Raw genomic sequence first — 19,191 nt, forward strand, 5'->3', positions numbered from 1 at the left:
AGCGCATCATAGGCCCCGTCAGTAGAGCTAGGATCGCCCGTAACGATCGAATAGCCAATATTACCATCAACAAGGGCATCGTCAACCCCGGTGACCGTCACCGTCTGGGCTACGTTCCAGTTCAATGTGGTAAAGACCACTTCGGTTACTGAAATAGTGCCCTCGGATACATCACTACTGCTTAATGGTATCGTTACGTTGGCAGTAGGCGAACTGTCAAGTACTATGTCAAATTCAGCAGTACCACCAGCCTCCGTAGTATTCCCATCGATAGGCGATACCGTAACAGACTGCCCAAATCCATTAAATCCAAGCAACAAAAATGCACACAAAAATGCGACACTTCTCAGGTAGCGGATAATCAAAAGCTTGGAAAGTAGATTATGTAGGGTATTTATTTTCATAGCCGGTTATATCATTCAAAGATTTACAAGGGGAACGGCCAGGCCATATCCCCAAAATAGGGAATCAAATTAAGAAAAAATAGCCCATATGCCTAAGAATACGGGTTAAATATAAATTTATCAGATAAACGGCAAAAAACTAATGCAAAGCCTTTTATGAAAGCTCCGCAGACATGGTTTCTGCTGCAGGATGAATTTTTTTAACCAAGCCTTGAAGCACCTTCCCCGGTCCTACTTCAATGAACAGGCTTGCTCCATCGGCCACCATTTGCTGTACGCTTTGGGTCCATTTTACCGGGGCCGTCAACTGGGCAATTAAATTAGCTTTTATGGCCTCTGGGTCGGAAACCGCCGTAGTGGGCACATTTTGGTATATGGCACAGCTAGGCGCTTTAAAAACCGTATTTTCTATGGCTGCGGCCAATTCCTCCCTTGCAGGCTCCATTAAAGGGGAATGAAAGGCACCTCCTACCGGTAACACCAAGGCCCTTCGGGCGCCGGCTTCCTTCAACTTTTCACAGGCGGTATTTATGGCCTCCACCTCCCCGGAGATAACCAATTGGCCCGGACAGTTGTAATTGGCAGGCACTACTATCCCTGCAATTTCCGCGCAAACTTTTTCTACTATGGCATCATCCAACCCCAAAACAGCCGCCATAGTACTTGGCTGCAATTCACAGGCCTTTTGCATGGCCATGGCACGTTGGTACACCAATTTCAATCCATCTTCAAACCCCAAGGTCCCATTGGCCACCAAGGCAGAAAATTCTCCCAAGGAATGCCCCGCCACCATATCCGGTTTAAAACTGGGCCCCATAACCTTGCTCATAATTACCGAATGCAAAAAGATGGCTGGTTGGGTAACCTTTGTTTCCTTTAAGTCCTCAGCCGTACCTTCAAACATAAGATCGGTAATGGAAAATCCTAAAATTTCATTGGCTGTTTCAAACATTTTTTGGGCCAAGGGATACTTTTCATAAAGATCCAATCCCATTCCTACAAATTGTGCTCCCTGTCCCGGAAATATATATGCGTTCATACGTTTATTTTTAATCTGTTCAATATGGTGCAAAAATAAGATTATTTAATCAGGAGTATGGCCTGAATTTTAGGAATTAATGCCCTTTTTCAGTTTTCAAACCAAAGCCGCATCACAATCGGCCCCCTTCTTATTTCCAAAGATTATTCCTTAAACCAACCGGAATATTTTACGTAAGCATTGGCGATACGCTCTACCTCCCCCACACTTAAGTGGGTACTGATATCCTTTATTTTTTTGGCCGGCATACCCGCAAAAACCGTTCCCTCCGGAACACGGGTCCCTTTGGTGACCACGGCTCCAGCAGCAATTATACTATTGCTTTCCACAATACAATCATCCATAACTATACTGCCCATTCCTATTAACACATTATCATGAATGGTACAGCCATGAACAATGGCATTATGACCTATGGAAACATTATTCCCGATAGTGGTAGGCGACTTTAAATAAGTACAATGTATCACGGCACCGTCCTGCACATTTACCTTGTTACCCATTTTTATATAGTGCACATCCCCCCTTAAAACCGCATTGAACCAGATACTACACTGGTTTCCCATAACTACGTCCCCCACTATAGTGGCATTCTCGGCAATATAACAATCCTCCCCTATCTGTGGCGATTTACCATTTATGGTTTTGATCATGTCTCTTTATTTTTAAATTAATTGGCCGGTTCCTTACCCCAACCCTCTATTGAAATTGTTTTAACGAAAAGGAAAACCTGCCATTTTGGGCAAATCTACGCTATTCAAAAAACGACAGCAAATCCTTCTTTTTGGAAGCGGAAACAATAATTTCCTTCCCATTGGAAATTACCACGCTGCCACCCTTTCCTTTTTTATACTTGACAATCTCATTTACATTTACCAAATAGGATTTATGGACTCGGGCAAAAGTATAGTCGCACAAGGCTTCCTCAAAATATTTTAGTGTTTTACTCACCAGAATTTTTTGCTTTTCCAGATACAATTCCGTGTAGTTGTCATCTGCTTTGCAATACAGAATATCCGCCACATTCAGCACCTGGAAGCCATCTTGTTGTGGTAGGGTTATTTTCCCGTCCACCTTTTTGAATTTAGGGGTAAGAACCCCATCCCCAATTGCCTTTTCCTTTTCCCTTATTTCCACTACGTAGTCCACCGCCTTTATAAGTTCATCTATACTGATAGGTTTCATTAAATAATAGGCAGCGTGTGCATTTAGGGCATCTAGGGCGTACTGGTTATAGGCTGTGACAAAAACGGCCTCAAAATTACGGTCAGGCAACTGATCCAACAGATCAAAAGCATTTCCAAAAGGCATTTCCACATCCAGGAACACCACATCTAGGTCGTTGTTATTGATCAGGGCAAGCCCTTCCTTAATGGTTGCCGCCTCGCCTACCAAATGAACGGCTGGGCAATATTTGGCCAAATAATTACGCAGAATCTCCCTGCTATTTGCTTCATCTTCTACAATTAGGGCATTTAACTTCATTCTCAAATTTTGTGTTTATCAGCTCCCATTAGGCCACTTTGACCAACCAACAGGAAAGTCTCTGTTCTTGTTATCAATCCCTCTTAATAGTAAATAGCACCTTGGTACCACTACCATTCGCTTCCAGGTCCGAAATAAAAACATCTACCTTATCCTTGTACATGTCGTTCAATATTTCTATTCTCTTTTTAATATTGCCCATACCCTTGGATTTTTGTTTTTTCTGATTTTGGGTCTTTAAGGCCGCGGATTGCTTTCTGCCTATACCATTGTCGGTTATGCATATCTCCAAAGCAAACTTATCCTTTTGTTTGATTTCAATTTTTAAAAACCCCTTGTCCTCCCTATAGCGCAAGCCGTGCCAGATGGCATTCTCAATATAAGGTTGCAACAGCATGGGCGGTATCTGAAAGGCATCTATATCCATATCTTCATCTACTATTATTCCATAGTCGAATTTATCGGAAAAGCGGGAGTGTTCCAACTTGGTATATAGCTCCAACAATTCCAACTCCTTGGACAGGGGAATAAAATCCTCATCGGAATTTTCCAATACGGCCCGCATCAGGGTAGAAAAATCGCTCAAGTACCTGTTTGCGCTTCTCTCATCACTTTTAGCAATAAAATTATTTACCGAGTTTAGGGCGTTAAAAATAAAATGGGGATTCATTTGTGACCTGAGCGACTTAAGGGCCAATAAATTATTGGCCAACTTTTGCTGCTTATTGCTCCTGTAAAAAAAGTAGGCCGCCAACCCCATTAAAAGCATTCCAAAAATCAAGGAATAAATGATCCAATTTTGACGTTTTATACTTTCTGCCACCAATTGCTGTTCCGTCAGCGCCAGACTGTATTTACTTTGGGTAAGCTCCCGCTCCTTCTCCAGGCCGGATATCCTACTTTGTTTGGAGGCCAGCTCCCTATTAAACCGGGCCGCTCTGGCTATTTCCTGTTCCTTTTTAACATATAGGGTATCTACCACGGCTACATACTCTTGATAGGTCTCCAATGCTTTGGTGTAATCGCCCTTATATTTATAAACTTCGGATAATTTGCGTGTAGCATCCTTGCGGACCAACAAATCATTGTCAACATTGGCATCTTTAATACTCTCTTCCAAATAGGGTATGGCCTCGTCATATTTATCCTGGGCAATATAGGCATTGGCTATTTTATAGTTTATTCGTTGGGCCGTTATGGAATCATTTTCCACGGCCAACCCATCCCCCATCTCCTTCTTGGGTATCTTTTTTAAATCCTCCAAACTCTTTTTACGCAGTTGGATCTCCTGTCCATATTGATTTTTTTGATTATAAAAATCGGCCACTTTCTCTTTTTCCTGGACTGCACGTTGTGGCGCTTGTACGGAAGAAAGCTCCAAGGAGTTGTTAAAATAGGCATTTGCTTCCTGAAGCCTATTTCCCTTGGCATAGGCAGTGGCTATTTTTGAATTTAGGTCGATGGTTTTCGGGGCAATCTGATTCTTTTCAGCAATTCTGAGCCCCTCATTATAAAATGCCACCGCATTATCCACATCTCCCAAACCCACATAGGCATCCCCAAGGGTTTCGTACAATTCCACCCTTTGAAAGGGTACCATTTTGGTTATTTTGACCAGTGGCGACAACAACTTTCCGGCCTCCCCGTACTCCTTGTTCAAAACATAGGTCTTTCCCAATAGCAAGGATGTTTTTAACGTCTTGTGGGCCAAGAGGGCATCCTTGTAGCTAGAGATGGCCAAATCGTACTGCTTGTGATATTGGTACACTTCCCCCAGGGTGGAATACGCTATAGCCAATTGTTCCTTATTATTGCCCATCGCCAATTGGGAAAGTGATTGGGTAATAAAATCGATGCTTTTCCCAATATTGCTCTTCTTGTAATAATTGGCAGAATCGATATAACTGTTATACAAAGAAGTAGATCTTACCCCTCTCCTACTCTTACTTACGCCAACATTTTCCCTTTCGGCGCCCTCTACTTCAATTCGTAGATCGTCCTTGCTAATTACTTTATACCGAACAGTTTCCATATTGGGGCTCTCAAGGACAAGTTCCTGCCCCATGACCACCTTAATTTTAAATTCCCCCATGGCATTTGTCAATGTATACCCACCAGTAGAGGTCGACACGGCCACTCCGGGAAGACCTTGGTTACTTCCTTTTTCCTTGACCACGCCCCGAAGTTCAAATTGCGCCCCGGCCGGGGATATTTGGCAATGCCCCGCCGCCGTACCTAGCACCCATAATAAACATATGAAATAAAACTTGGTCATATCTATAAAATATATATGATAAACTTAATTGATTTAAACCATACTAAAAAATACCCCATTTCCATAAATAGCACAGTTATTGGGCGCAAATCAAGCCTGACGAATCCAAAACTCCCGTTGCCTCACCCAAAATGCCCGTTTACTCATTGCCCATTTTTTTAGAAAAATGTTGATCCTACTTTTACCCCATGTTATCACCGATTAAAATACACATACTCATATCCATGGTGATTCATAACAATCTGAACACAGTGGTTAACTATTCTGATTTTACCACTGCAAGTACATAAGAATCAATGTTTAACTAAAATAATACTCAAATGAAAAATGTAAAGCAAATAGTAGTTTTAGGGGCCCTTGTCCTAGGGATGGGCCAAAGTTTTGGCAACGCACTTGCCACAGGGGACATTCCAAAAAACCATGTTTCAGCCGAAGTGCTCCCGGAGGGGCCCAAAACGGCCAACAATATGGTCAAGATTGCACTTTTGTTGGATACCAGTAACAGTATGGACGGACTCATTAATCAGGCGAAGGCACAATTGTGGGATATCGTGAACAAATTTACCCATGCCAAATGTGGTAACGATGGCAGGCCCCAACTACAAATTGCACTATACCAATACGGAAACGATAATTTATCTTCCAGGGAGGGTTATATTCAACAGGTTTTGGGCTTTAGCGGTGATCTGGATGAGATTTCAGAAAAACTATTCTCCCTGTCTACCAATGGTGGGGAAGAATATTGCGGACAAGTAATACAAACATCCTTGAGCCGACTGGATTGGGGAAAAAATCCCGACCAGCTAAAGATGATCTTTATTGCCGGCAATGAACCCTTTACCCAAGGAAAATTAAATTATAAGGATGCCGTTGCCAATGCCAAGGATAAGGATGTAATTGTAAATACCATTTTTTGTGGCGCCTACGAACAAGGTATCAATACGGGATGGAAAAATGGGGCCCAACTAACGGGAGGGGAATATATGGCCATAGACCACAACCGTGAAGTAGTACATATTGCCACCCCTTATGATGATGTAATCATTAGGTTAAATTCCAAATTGAACAAGACCTATATCTCCTATGGAGCCTTGGGAGCTGCGAAAATGCAGCAACAGAGTGCCCAGGACAGCAATGCCATGGAAATGGAAGAGGTCGTTGCCGTAAAACGTGCGGTAAGTAAATCGTCCAGACTCTATACCAATTCCTCATGGGACTTGGTGGATGCCTCCAAGGAGGAAGATTTTGACATAGACGAGGTAGAAAAAGATCAATTGCCCATGGAATTAAAGGGAAAATCCAAAACTGAAATCGCCAGTTATATAGAAAAAAAGAAAAAGGAGCGTAGGGATATCCAAAAAGAGATCCAAGACCTTAACAGTAAAAGGGAAGCCTATATTGTCTCACAGAGAAAGGAAAATGAAAAAGGTGAGTTGGAGAATGCCATGCTTAGCGCGATACAAAAACAGGCGGCCAAGAAGAATTATCGTTGGGAATAAAATGGAACAAATCCAAGTTTGTCTCAGCTATCCTTATGGAACCGATCAGAACAAAGGGTCGGAATACGAAAGAACCCTGTCTAATGGCAGGGTTCTTTTATTATGTTTTTTTGATTCGCTTATGGCCTTTCAAACATAGGTGCAATGGCCAAAAAAGTCAATTTACCTTATATACCGGAAATAGTTGTGAGATTAGTAATTAACGGCCGGACATTTACAATCGTATCTTTTCTCTGACTGTCCAAAATCGTACCCCAGGGTAATTTGATGAAAACCGCCATTGTCAAACCTAACATCGCCCATTTGGTAGGAATAGTTGTAAGAAACCAAAAAATTCTTATAGTTGACCCCTACGATAGGAGTTATAAGTTGCAAACGCTGTTCCCCAAAATCGTTGGTGGTTTGGTATTGGGCACCATCAAAACTTCTTCGGTAGGAAATTCCGCCCCAAACAGTTCCAAAATCCACGCTTTTATAGACTTTGGCATTGATATCGATCGCCTTTTCCCTTGTAAACTCTGTGAACTGAAAAAGCACGGAAGGCTCTACCTGCCATTCGCTCCTACCGAACACATAACCCGATGATACAAGATATTTTCTTAAGTTATTGGATTCAATGGCCGAATATAGATCCCTTCCCCTCCCCATTATATTGTGAACGGCCGCATGGGCATAGAATTCCATAAAGTTATAGGACATTCCCAAATCCATATTAAAATAACCTACACTGTTTCTTGAGCCGGTGATAATGGGATCTGGAATAACAGAAACAAACTCGGACTCGTCCAAATTACTTTGCTGAATCCCTGCACTAAGTCCGAAAGAGAGCTGATTTAAGCTTCTAAAATCCCCGCCCAATCTCAAATGATGAGCATAGGTAAGTTTAAATCCCGTTTGGGAGTGATATCCGTTGGCGTCGTTAAAGACGGTTGCTCCATAACCACTATTTTCACCAACCCTAAAATGTGCGTTCAAGGTCTGCATATTGGGGGCCTCATCTACGCTAAACCATTGCTTTCTTATAGTAGCCCTAATTTTCCCTCCTTCACCAATTCCGGCCATAGATGGATATACCAAATAGTAATTATCTGCCAAATAATCAAAATAGACAGGAACACCTTCTTGAGCAATAGACTGATAGCCTATCGCAAAAAAAGAAAGTAAAATCAATAAATGTTGTTTCATTTAAGAAGAGTGGTGTGTTAGTAACATCGTCCAAATATAAAATATAACGGTTGAAATACTACATTATTATATATGCCATTACTTAGAAAACCTTCGTACTTTTGTAAAAAATATTTAAATGGAGGAGTTTATCATTACAGTGGTACCCACGAAGAATCCGGCGATACTAAAATTTGAAACCAATCATTTCATTACAAAGAATAACAACTACGAATTTAAAAACATAGACGAAGCCAAAATTTCGCCTTTGGCCCAGCAGTTATTCTATCTACCATTTATAAAAACGGTATATATCTCGGGCAACTTTATAGGCTTGGAACGTTATGACATTGTGGAATGGGAGGATGTTAAGGATAGCGTGGCACAGCAGTTGGTGGATTATCTCAATTCTGGCGAGCCTGTTGTCAAGGAGGATGAAAATCAGAAGAAGGTGGCCGTAACAGTCTATGCAGAAGTTACCCCCAATCCGTCCGTGATGAAATTTGTGACCAATAAAAGAATTGTTCCAACCACCTTTGAATTTAAGAACATAGATGAGGCCAAAGATTCTGAATTGGCCAAACAACTATTTATGCTGCCCTTTGTAAAAGAGGTGTTTTTTGATGTAAATTATGTTTCCATAAATAAGTACGACCTTGCGGAATGGGATGATATTACCTTGGAACTTAGAGAGAAAATCAGGGATTTTATTGCCGATGGCAAGGAAGTGGTATCGGCCAAGAGTCTTCAGCAACAAAAAACAGTTGCTCCGGAGGCCCAGTTGAAGGACACCGATTTGGATGACATTTCCAAGCAGATCATCGATATTCTGGAAGAATATGTTAAACCCGCCGTAGCGAGTGATGGGGGCAATATCCTATTTAAATCCTATGAAGGCGACACGAAGACCGTAAACGTTATTTTACAGGGGGCCTGCAGTGGCTGCCCCTCGTCTACCTTTACCTTAAAAAATGGTATTGAAACCATGCTCAAAAATATGATGGGCGATATGGTAAATGAGGTAGTTGCCTTAAATGGTTGATTTTCAATATTAAAAGTACGAATTCTAGCTTTTATTTGTTAACTTTAAGAGAATCTAAAACTTAATATTATGGCTATCTTAAAAGTTATCGAAGTTCTTGCAAATTCTAACAAAGGATGGGAGGATGCTGCTAAAAAGGCAGTGGAACAAGCTTCCAAATCCGTTAAGAATATTCGTTCGGTATATGTCAATGAACAGAGTGCAACGGTTAAAGACGGAAAACTGGACGATTTTCGCGTTAATGTTAAAATCACTTTTGAAGTGAATTAATATTTTTCCCATTTCAATCAACAAGCGCCGTTAAAAGGCGCTTTTTTTGTAGTATCCTTTTATTGAAATTTCAGCAATATTTAAACCATTTATATATTTGCATTAGCTTAAAAATGGTTCAATACCCTTATTTTATAAGGGAGTTGGATTTTTAATGTATTAAACCAAAAAAAATTATTTTTTTTATGAATTTCATTTCTGATTATCAAGAACATATAGACCAGGCCATCAAATTTCTTTGGGAAGCACTTCCTAGTTTAATTATGGCTATTATTATTTATGTTTTGGGGCTCTGGATTATAAAATTTATTAATCGCATGGTCCGTAAATTTTTTGATAAGGCAGACTACGACCCTTCCTTAGAGTCCTTTTTGCAAAGCTTTATAAGCATTGGGCTTAAAATAATGCTTTTTGTAATAGTAATTACCCAGCTCGGAGTGCAGTCGTCTTCCCTGGTGGCCATTATTGGTGCCGCTGGTCTGGCCATTGGTCTGGCCTTACAGGGTTCCTTGGCCAATTTTGCAGGCGGTGTCTTATTATTACTGTTCAAACCCTTTAAGGTAGGTGATTTTATTTCCGCACAAGGTGTGGACGGTACTGTAAAGGAAATATCCATCTTTACCACAAAAATAAGCACCTTTGGAAATCAGATCGCCATAGTTCCCAATGGCCAATTATCCAACAACAATATCATCAACTACAATGCACAAAACACCCGAAGGGATAAGATTTCCGTAGGCATAGGGTACAGCTCCAATATTAAATTGGCCAAAGAAATTTTACTGGAAATCTGTGCAGAAAATTCAAATATTCTAAAAGATCCTGCCCCTGAGGTCTATGTTGCAGAATTAGGGGATAGCTCCGTGAACCTTTCCTTGCGCTTTTGGGCCAATAATGATGTATTCTGGGCGGCCCACTTCCACGTTTTGGAAGAACTAAAGAACAGGTTTGATGCTGCGGAAATAGAGATTCCGTTTCCACAAAGGGTGGTTCACCAATACTAAGACTTTTTGGTCGGCAACATAAAATCCTTTAAATAATACGGTTCAAAGTAAGCGACATTTTCAAAATCGTTTGCTTTGAACTTTTTATAGGACAACTCTCCCATCCCACTAACTGTGGGCCATGCAGAATGGTAACTAAAATTTGGATGGTCCAATAGTTCCCTGCATTTTTCCGCTCCGTCCCCAATTAATAAAACACTGCCATTTTGTGCATATTCCAAGAAGCTGTCCTCGTTGATTATTTCCGCCCTGGTCTCCCTAATATTGCTTCCCTCTGCATTAAAGACTGCCGAATACACTTCCATTCTCCTGGCATCCAACAACGGAATTATAAAATCATATCCTTTGGCATATCCTTGCTTGGCCAAACTTTCCAGGGTTGAAACCGATATCAGCGGGAGATCCAATGAAAAGCAAAGTCCCTTCGCCGCCGACACCCCTATACGCAGACCGGTATAGGAGCCCGGCCCCTTGCTAACTGCAATGGCGGATATATCCTTAAAAGTTAAGGAAGCCCCTTTCAAAGCTTCCTCTATAAAAATGTGCAACTGTTCCGAATGTGAATAATTGGGACTATTGTCTTCCCTCATAGAAATTATTTCCCCATTCTTGGCAATACCCACGGAACAATTGGTGGTTGCAGTCTCTAAATTTAATATCATAGCCATATAGACCGCAAATATAACTTAATCCAATGTTATAGGTAAGCCAAAATAAAACTCCAACACTTTTAACCTAAATATATAATCGTATTTTGTCCTTATTAATTCGGCCTCCGCATTATCCACCCTGGATTGCGACTGACTAAAATCGAAGGCATTCATAAGTCCAACATCAAATCGCTCCTTGGAATAATTATAGGCCAACCTACGTGCATCCAATGTTTTTTGTGCAGCTTCATAAGCCTTGGAGAAACTCTTAACATCCACATAGGCCTGATTAATATTGGATTCCAAATCCAATTTATCCTGTTCCAATTGCAAACGTGACCTCTCTACCCCAATTTGGGCCCTTTTAATGTTGTTCTTAACACTAAACCCATTAAATACCGGAATATTCAACTGCAGACCATAGGCAATACCATCCGTTAAATATAACTGGTCTGTAAAAGAGATTCTATTAAAAGTGACCGGATCCCTAAATTCGCTTGAATATCGCGTACCATAATTAAAGAAAGCTCCCAAGGTTGGGTAAACCGCCCCTTTGGCTATTTGTAAATCCTTTTGTGCCAATTCCACATTGGACAGCGAGAATTTGATATCATTCCTAAAGGTAAGGGCTTTGTCGAAAATTGTTTTGGGCGAATTGTCCAATATATTGGAGGGAGGAATATCAAATTCCTCATCTGCAATATCAAAATTTTCATAATCCCGGATCTGGAGCAGTTGTGCCAAGTTTATCCGGGAGATCAGTACTTGATTCTCCCCATTTACGATTTGTTGTTCCTGATTGGCCGCAGTTGCTTCTATTTCCAATAAATCCCCTTTTGGGACCACACCGGCATCTACCAACTCCTTGGTCTTTACCAGATCCTGTTCTGTAACGGCATATTGGGCCCTAAAAACTTTAAGCGACTCCTTGTTGGACAAAACTTGTAGGTAGGCATTGGCCACCGCCAGCATAATATCGTCCTTTAAGTTATCCAACCTATACTGATTGGCCAAAGCATTCAATTTTGCCCTGTTCAACCGGTGGATATTCCTTAATCCATCAAATAGATTTACCGAGGAACTAAAGCCTCCCGAGGCCGTAGTTACGGTCCCGGTAACCTGTTGGTTCCTGGATTGATCCAAAACGAGCCCTGAATTGCCGGAGAGACTTGCGTTTGCATTAAAATTGGGCAACATATCACCCACGGCATCCGATTTATCTATTTTGGCGTTTTCAAGATCGAGTTCATATTGCTCTATGGTCAAATTATTCTCCACGGCATAGTAAACACATTCTTCCAAGGTCCATTTTTTTTCTTGGGCGGATAGTATGCCACAACAGAAAAAAAACAGGCCTACAATTATCTTAATTCTCATGTTTTGATTGTTTTTTGATTGATATTCCCCTTAATTTCCTTCTTCAGATTCACCATCTTCCTCCGTACCTTTCTTAATTGGTTCTGTCTTGTTCCAAATCTTAACCTTGTCTTCCTTGGTTATACCCGAAACAATTTCCACATTTACCCCATCCGAAATTCCTACCTCAACATCCTTTCTTTCAAATTTTTGTTCTTCCACAGTACCTACGGCCACTTCAACAAAAGGTTTATCCGTTACTTTATCAAATTGTAGAAGAGCTTCAGGAATTACCATTACACTGTCTTTCTTTTCCAACACCAAAGAGGCATTGGCACTATACCCAGCACGGATCAAAAAGTCGTCTTCAACGCTAACATCACCCTCAATCTTAAACTGTACTGCTCCAGATTCCTCAATACCCTTGGGAGCGATAAATCTAAGTTTGGCATCAAATTTTTTATCGTTAATAGCGCCCAAGCTAATCTCCAAGGGCATTCCCAATTCCAATTTTCCAACCTCGCCTTCATCTACTTTCCCTTCAAAAATCATGATGCTCAAATCGGCAATAGTAGCTATGGTAGTTCCATCGTTAAAGTTGTTACTTTGAATAACCTGATCTCCTTCCTTTACGGGAATCTCCAGAATTGTACCCGAAACGGTCGCCCTTATATTGGTGTTGGCGGTAGCACTACCCCCTGCCGACCCATCACGGATAATCTGATAATCGGATTGGGCATTCTGCAGCTCCAATTTCGCCTGATCATAGCGCAATTGTAGGCTATTAAAATCTTGGGAAGAAATAACCCCTTTGTCAAATATGGCCTTATTCCGGTCATATTCAATCTTGGTATTGTTCAATGCTATTTCGGCATTCTTTACCCTACCTCTTGCCTGGTTCAGGGATTGTTCATTGGGAACCACCTTTATTTTGGCAATTAAGTCGCCCGCATTTACCTTGGCCCCCTCTTTCAGTAAGATCTCCTCTATGATACCCGAAATCTGAGGTTTTATCTCCACTTCATCCTCTGGCACTACCTTACCGGTTGCCACGGTTTTCTTTTGAATATTGGCCGTAAAAGGGTTCTTTGTCTCGTAAGTGATAGCGGACTTGCTATTGGATTTTATAAAAAAAGCTGCCGCCCAAAGGGCTCCAAGCACCAAAACTCCTATTAGCACATATTTTACAATCTTGTTCATTTTACTTTTATTTATTTGTATTGGTTTGTTTTATTCTTCTCGTAAAGCATCTATTGGTTTTATACTTACGGCTCGTTGTGCAGGTATCAGACCTATTAAAGTGCCTAGAACTACCATTAGGGCCAAGGCACCCAAAACATAGGGTATAGGTACGGTTGGATTGGAGTAGGGGAAATCCATGCCCTGGGTCAGTTTATTGATCATACTCAACACTCCCGCCCCAAGAATAATTCCCATAACACCGGCAAGCATGGTCAAAAATACCGACTCTAGGATAATAAGGGATCTAACTTCCCTAGGGGTGGCTCCAAGGGCCCGTCTAACCCCCAATTCCTTGGTCCTTTCCTTTACGGATATGAGCAAAATATTTCCGATGCCTATGACTCCTGCCAAAATGGTGGCAATCCCAACGACCAGAGACATAAAGGTCAAACCTTTTGCAAAACCCACAATCCTGTTAAAAATTACACCCAGATTAAACGAGCCTATGGCCCGTTCATCCTTGGGATTTACGTTGTGAATATTCTTAAGAACCGACTTCACATTTTCCTCTACCTTTACAACATCTGCGTCATCAAACGCTGCGATTGCGAACCAACCTACGTTTTCACCGGTATTATATAGTTTTTTGAAGGTAGTAAAAGGTATATAAATATCGGAATCACTTTCAAATCCACCCCCTGGAGTATACTTATGCACTCCCACTACCTGGAAAAACACATTGTCTATCCTAATGTACGAGCCTATGGGATTCTCATCATTTTCAAATAACTCTTTTTGGGTGCGTTCCCCAATGACACATACTTTTCTGGCTCCGTCAATATCCTCGTCATTTATAAATCTACCGCCATCATAGATCTTCTTGGTAGCGATTTTTGTGGAAATTGGATAATCGCCATAAACTGCATAATTCCCCGACTTACCACTCCTAATAATCTGGGCCGGATTACCACCAAAAATGCCTTTCACATTTCTTGGGGCTATATACTGAATCTCGGGAATCCTATTTTTCAATAGGACCCCATCACTTAGTTTTAATTGTAACTGTCTTCCCGTTTTAAATCCCTTATAAGGCATACTTGTGCTTTGTGCCCAGGTAAACATGCTGTTCATGGCTACATTCTGAAATTGCTTCTCGAACCCATTGTCCAACCCTTTAGCGGCTCCTGAAAGTACGATGTATATTAAAATTCCCCACAATACACCTATCACGGTAATAATGGTCCTGGTCCTATTTTTACCAATAGAACCAAAAATCTCTTGCCAGGTATTACCATCAAATAAAAATCGCATATTATTCGTCTCTTAAGGCTTCAATTGGTTTTATATCCGCTGCCCTTTTAGCCGGAATATATCCTGCAATGGCCCCAAACAGGATTAAAACCAAAGTGGCACTGATAGCCATAGTTATATCTATATAGGGATTGGTTATAAAGTAGTCCTTCAATTTTTCACCTAGTGAATTCAAGATGAAAACACCCAAAAGCATCCCGAAAAATCCTGAAATGGTCGTAATAAAAACCGATTCCAATAAAATGGAACCGATGACCGACTTAGGGGTGGCTCCCAATGCTTTTCTGATCCCAAGTTCCTTTGTACGTTCCTTGACCACAAAAACCATAATATTACTGATCCCTATTATGCCGGCAATTATGGTCCCAAAGGCCACAAAACCTACAATAATTTGCAATACTCTCGCAAATTGCTGATTTTGCTTTAACTGGTCTGCCACATTCCTGATAAACACTCCGTTCTGATCATTTGGACTGATGTACTTCTTTTCTCTAAAAAATTTGTCCAAGCTCCTATCCAAAGCCATGGCCCCGGCATAGCCGATCTCAGGCTTAAAGGCCACTATTATCTGATCTATTTTGTCGTTGTTTTTCTCAATGAGCTGTCTTGTGGTGTAGGGCATATAGATCAATCTTTCCTCATTATCACCACCGTCATCCTGGAAAACACCAATCACCATAAAAGCACTCCCTGCCACATCTATGTATTCACCTACGGCATTCTTATTGCCAAATAGATCCTTCTCTACCAACCGTCCAATGACCACATATTTGGTTTTGTTTTTTATATCCTTTTCGTTTATAAAACGACCCTTCATCATAATGGTCTTTTCTGCGTATTGATGTGACGGGCCAACCGCTCTGGTAGTATAATTATTGGATTCATTCCTGTATTTAACCAAACCACCTCTTGAAATTCTGGGGGTAGTATAATCAACAAACATGGCAAGGTTCTTTTTTATATCCTCCAAATCGCTATTATCAAATTCTATTACCCTGTTGGATTTATAGCCTTTGTACGGAACGGTAGTTCTTCCTGGGAATATATAAAGTACGTTGGTGGCATCATCCCCAAAAAACTCATTGAAGGTGTTCACCAGCCCGTTCCCCATCCCAAACAGCACAACAAAAATTAGAATACCCAAAGCCACCGTAAACCCTGAGAGAAAGGTCCTTAGTTTATTCTTGTGGATAGTTTCAAATATTTCCTTCCAATTATCCCTACTAAACATACTGGGAAGCTCTAACCTGGGTTATTTTTTTATCCTCTACAATGACCCCATCCTTTAAATGTACAATTCTCTTGCACATATCCGCAATGTCCGGCTCATGTGTAACGATCAGTATGGTGTTGCCTGCATCGTTTATTTTTTGGATAAGATCCATTACCTCATAGGAGGTGGTACTATCCAAGGCACCCGTGGGTTCATCCGCCAACAATACTTTTGGTTCAGCTGCCATGGCCCTTGCTATGGCAACCCTTTGCTTTTGACCCCCGGACAATTCACTTGGCAAATGGTCCGCCCATTCACGCAAACCCACCTGTTCCAAGTATTTCAAAGCCTTTTCCTGTCTTTCCTTTCTTCCTACTTTCTGGTAATATAGTGGCAGTGCCACATTTTCCATGGCACTTTTGTAATTGATCAAATTAAAGGATTGGAAAACAAAACCCAAAAACTTGTTCCTATATTGGGCCGCCTTCGTCTCATTTAAGTCCTTAATAGGCACCCCGTCCAAGGTGTAGGACCCTTCATCCAACACGTCCAACATACCCAATATATTAAGCAGGGTAGACTTACCGGAGCCCGAGGAACCCATAATGGCCACAAGCTCGCCTTCTTCAACAGAAAAATTAATGCCTTTTAATACATGCAGGGAATTGCTTCCCATTTTATAGGATTTATGAAGATCTTTAATTTCTATCATGATTTATTGGATTAGGTAAGCGTGCTTCAAATTACGAATATAAGACCGACTATGGATAAAGTCGTTACAATTGGATGTGTTAAAGCTGTGTTAAAAAAATTAAGCCCCGAGGGATGCCGGTTTGATTTCGTTCCATACTTTTATTTCATCATCGGGTTCTATTCCCTTTAGAATTTGGATGTAGATTCCATCACTTACCCCTAATTGAATCTCCCTACGTTCAAATTTTTGCCCCCCGGTAGCAATTTCCACAAAAGGTTTTTTGGTATCCGGATCAAATTGGATCAAGGCTTCCTTTACAGCCAATACACTATCGGCCTTGGCCAAGATTATAGATGCATTGGCACTGAGTCCCGCCCTGATAAAAATGGTATCGCGCTTCTTCAAAGTACCTTTGATCTCGAACTGAATGGCGCCGTTCTCCACTTTCCCCTTAGGGGCTATATAGTCCAGCACCGCATCGAACACCTTATTCTCAATGGCCCCCACAGTAATTTCCAGGGGTAGGTTTTCCTTGATCTTACCAACTTCAGATTCGTCTACCTTGCCTTCAAAAATCATCTTTTCCACATCTGCAATGGCGGCGATGGTTGTACCCTCATTAAAATTATTGGACTCTATAACCTGATTGCCCACCTCTACCGGCACTTCCAACACCATTCCGCTCACAGTGGCCCTGATCATGGTATTTGCCTCATTACCGTAACCTTTGGTGGTCCCTGTCTTTACAATATCGAAGCGTTTATTGGCTGCAACATAAGCTTGTTTGGCCTGGTCATAGGCGACCTCTGCCCTCTCTAAATCCACTTTGGAAATTACCCCCTTATCGAACAAGGTTCTTTGCCGTTCCAAATTGCGCTTTTGATCGTCCAGGGAAATCTTGGATTCCTCTATAGTGTTCTTCGCCTCGTTCAAGGAGGAAAGATTGGGGACCACCTTTATTTTCGCTATTAAATCGCCCGACTTAACATTGTCGCCCCCTTCCACAAAAACTTCCTCTATAACCCCTGAAATATTCGGTTTTATCAACACCTCTTCCAAAGGCAAGATACTGCCCGTAGCGACCGTTTTCTTTATTATGGTTTGTGTGGACGGCTTTTCAGTTGCATAGACCACGGGGTCTTCGGCATTCTTTTGATACAGATAATACAAGGCTCCACAGCAGCTAAAAACAATGAATATTAATATTATAACAGTGACCGACTTTTTCATTTTATGATTTGATTTTGATTGATTTACTCCTTTTAATATTGTTCTACAAATTCCAAAAAACGTCATCTTATCAGTATAAAGACAACTACTCCGTTCTAAGTGCTTCTATAGGTCTAACTTTTATGGCACTTTGGGCGGGTATAAATCCGGCCAACAGGCCTGACACAACCAAGATATTCAAAGCCGTAAGTACAACCCCTAGTCCTACACTGGGATTAAGAAACATTTCCACTGGCCCATTGTTTTCCAAAAAGTAATTGATAAGATAAATGATTAAGGCCCCAAAGCTTATCCCTGCCATCCCCGAAATCATGGTCAAAAAGATAGATTCCATTATAATCTGAAGTTGAATGGACCAAGGATTTTCCCCCAAAGCCCGTCGAATCCCTATTTCCTTGGTTCTTTCCTTGACCACTATCAGCATAATATTGCTAACACCGATGACACCCGACAACAAAACAAGGATACCCACAAAATAAGCTATCCAACGCATGGCTTTAAACAGGCCCAGCACTTTGTTGAACTCTTCAAACAAATCAAAATGTCCTATGGCCCTTAAATCTTGGGGATGAATCTTTTGATTTTCCCGTACCACGGTAAAAATTCCCTCCTTTAATTGGGTTATGGATGAATTGTCGTTTGCGGTGATTGCCATCCAACCCACATTGTTACCCTGGTTAAACGCCTGGGAAAAAGAGGTAAAGGGAATAAATATCTCTTTTTGAACCTCCTCGCCATTGCCGTCATTGGAATTTTTTTTATAGGTTCCGATCACCATAAAATTTACACCTTGAATCTTAATATAGGTACCCAACACCTCTTCCCCTACATCATACAAACTGGCCCTGACACCTTCACCAATAACAGCAACTTTTCTTTTCTCCCCAATATCCAACTCATTAATGAACCTACCAGAAGTGATGCCCATGGGATCTTGATTTATTATATCCGGATAATCCCCGTAAACATTAAATGCCCCCGTTTTTATTCCCCTCACCACATTATTGGCACCATTAAAACCTCCCAATTGATTTCTGGGGGACACAAACCTGAGCTCGGGCACTTTTTGCCTTATGGCGGCCACGTCCTCCAATTTAAAAGTAAAACGCCTCCCCTTTGGCAGACCTTTGTAGGCCATGGACGTTCCCTGGGTCCACATAAACATAGTATTGGTTGCAATATCCCCAAAATTGGACCGTATACCGTTCTCCAGGCCCTTGCCTGCTGCCAATAGGACAATCAATATCAAGATGCCCCAAAAAACGCCAAAGGCGGTTAACAAGGTCCTGAACCAGTTACTGGTCAGCACTTCAAGAATTTCTTTCCAACGATCCTTATTAAACATATCTATTCCTTACTTATCAACTATGTTC

At 41.3% G+C, this 19,191-nt stretch carries 18 protein-coding genes; 4 read left to right on the plus strand and 14 right to left on the minus strand.

Features of this window, described 5'->3' with window-relative positions:
* The 5 genes from QSE00_RS18685 to QSE00_RS18705 form a co-directional block, all read right to left on the minus strand.
* A partial coding sequence (locus QSE00_RS18685) for a hypothetical protein (protein WP_286107046.1) occupies positions 1–404 on the minus strand: 404 nt, incomplete at its 3' end.
* Positions 405–558: 154 nt separating this feature from the next.
* Positions 559–1,443: an ACP S-malonyltransferase gene (fabD, locus tag QSE00_RS18690; protein ID WP_286107047.1), complete on the minus strand. Its 885-nt coding sequence runs from the start codon at positions 1,441–1,443 to the stop codon at positions 559–561.
* 143 nt (positions 1,444–1,586) lie between these two features.
* Positions 1,587–2,096, minus strand: coding sequence for a gamma carbonic anhydrase family protein (locus QSE00_RS18695; protein WP_110355557.1), 510 nt, complete (start codon positions 2,094–2,096; stop codon positions 1,587–1,589).
* 100 nt (positions 2,097–2,196) lie between these two features.
* The gene (locus QSE00_RS18700; protein WP_286107048.1) at positions 2,197–2,928 is read right to left on the minus strand and encodes a LytR/AlgR family response regulator transcription factor; all 732 of its coding nucleotides are present in this window, start codon (positions 2,926–2,928) and stop codon (positions 2,197–2,199) included.
* A 73-nt stretch (positions 2,929–3,001) separates the two neighbouring features.
* Positions 3,002–5,203: a tetratricopeptide repeat protein gene (locus QSE00_RS18705; protein ID WP_286107049.1), complete on the minus strand. Its 2,202-nt coding sequence runs from the start codon at positions 5,201–5,203 to the stop codon at positions 3,002–3,004.
* Positions 5,204–5,523: 320 nt separating this feature from the next.
* Between QSE00_RS18705 and QSE00_RS18710 the strand changes: the two genes are divergently transcribed.
* A complete protein-coding gene (locus tag QSE00_RS18710; protein ID WP_286107050.1) occupies positions 5,524–6,702 on the plus strand; it encodes a vWA domain-containing protein in 1,179 nt (392 codons plus the stop codon).
* Between the two features lie 192 nt (positions 6,703–6,894).
* Here QSE00_RS18710 and QSE00_RS18715 read toward each other — a convergent pair whose 3' ends face one another.
* A complete protein-coding gene (locus tag QSE00_RS18715) occupies positions 6,895–7,887 on the minus strand; it encodes a PorP/SprF family type IX secretion system membrane protein (RefSeq protein WP_110355552.1) in 993 nt (330 codons plus the stop codon).
* A 118-nt stretch (positions 7,888–8,005) separates the two neighbouring features.
* Here QSE00_RS18715 and QSE00_RS18720 point away from each other — a divergent pair, with 118 nt between their 5' ends.
* The 3 genes from QSE00_RS18720 (at position 8,006) to QSE00_RS18730 (ending at position 10,182) form a co-directional block, all read left to right on the plus strand.
* The gene (locus tag QSE00_RS18720) at positions 8,006–8,908 is read left to right on the plus strand and encodes a NifU family protein (protein ID WP_110355551.1); all 903 of its coding nucleotides are present in this window, start codon (positions 8,006–8,008) and stop codon (positions 8,906–8,908) included.
* A gap of 69 nt (positions 8,909–8,977) precedes the next feature.
* Complete coding sequence (locus QSE00_RS18725) at positions 8,978–9,178, plus strand: dodecin family protein (RefSeq protein ID WP_110355550.1); 201 nt, start codon at positions 8,978–8,980, stop codon at positions 9,176–9,178.
* 185 nt (positions 9,179–9,363) lie between these two features.
* Positions 9,364–10,182 carry a mechanosensitive ion channel family protein gene (locus QSE00_RS18730; RefSeq protein WP_110355549.1) on the plus strand — a complete coding sequence of 273 codons (819 nt, stop codon included), beginning with the start codon at positions 9,364–9,366 and terminating at the stop codon, positions 10,180–10,182.
* Here QSE00_RS18730 and tsaB read toward each other — a convergent pair.
* The 8 genes from tsaB to QSE00_RS18770 all read right to left on the minus strand — a co-directional run bounded on the left by tsaB (position 10,179) and on the right by QSE00_RS18770 (position 19,163).
* Positions 10,179–10,850: a tRNA (adenosine(37)-N6)-threonylcarbamoyltransferase complex dimerization subunit type 1 TsaB gene (tsaB, locus tag QSE00_RS18735; RefSeq protein ID WP_286107051.1), complete on the minus strand. Its 672-nt coding sequence runs from the start codon at positions 10,848–10,850 to the stop codon at positions 10,179–10,181. The two genes, QSE00_RS18730 and tsaB, sit on opposite strands and share 4 nt — an antisense overlap.
* An 18-nt stretch (positions 10,851–10,868) precedes the next feature.
* Entirely contained in the window at positions 10,869–12,209 is a 1,341-nt protein-coding gene (locus QSE00_RS18740; protein ID WP_286107052.1) for a TolC family protein, read from the minus strand.
* A 30-nt stretch (positions 12,210–12,239) separates the two neighbouring features.
* On the minus strand, positions 12,240–13,388 hold the full coding sequence (locus QSE00_RS18745; protein WP_110355546.1) for an efflux RND transporter periplasmic adaptor subunit: 1,149 nt from the start codon (positions 13,386–13,388) through the stop codon (positions 12,240–12,242).
* A 30-nt stretch (positions 13,389–13,418) separates the two neighbouring features.
* Complete coding sequence (locus tag QSE00_RS18750) at positions 13,419–14,681, minus strand: ABC transporter permease (protein ID WP_286107053.1); 1,263 nt, start codon at positions 14,679–14,681, stop codon at positions 13,419–13,421.
* Position 14,682: 1 nt separating this feature from the next.
* Positions 14,683–15,912, minus strand: a complete 1,230-nt coding sequence (locus tag QSE00_RS18755; protein ID WP_110355544.1) for an ABC transporter permease — start codon at positions 15,910–15,912, stop codon at positions 14,683–14,685.
* Positions 15,905–16,606, minus strand: coding sequence for an ABC transporter ATP-binding protein (locus QSE00_RS18760; protein ID WP_031442418.1), 702 nt, complete (start codon positions 16,604–16,606; stop codon positions 15,905–15,907). The genes QSE00_RS18755 and QSE00_RS18760 overlap by 8 nt, the downstream gene beginning before the upstream one ends.
* A gap of 99 nt (positions 16,607–16,705) precedes the next feature.
* The gene (locus QSE00_RS18765; protein ID WP_286107054.1) at positions 16,706–17,818 is read right to left on the minus strand and encodes an efflux RND transporter periplasmic adaptor subunit; all 1,113 of its coding nucleotides are present in this window, start codon (positions 17,816–17,818) and stop codon (positions 16,706–16,708) included.
* 85 nt (positions 17,819–17,903) lie between these two features.
* Complete coding sequence (locus QSE00_RS18770) at positions 17,904–19,163, minus strand: ABC transporter permease (RefSeq protein ID WP_286107055.1); 1,260 nt, start codon at positions 19,161–19,163, stop codon at positions 17,904–17,906.
* Positions 19,164–19,191: the final 28 nt, after the last annotated feature.

The sequence above is a fragment of the Arenibacter flavimaris genome (assembly GCF_030291335.1).
Lineage (GTDB): Bacteria > Bacteroidota > Bacteroidia > Flavobacteriales > Flavobacteriaceae > Arenibacter.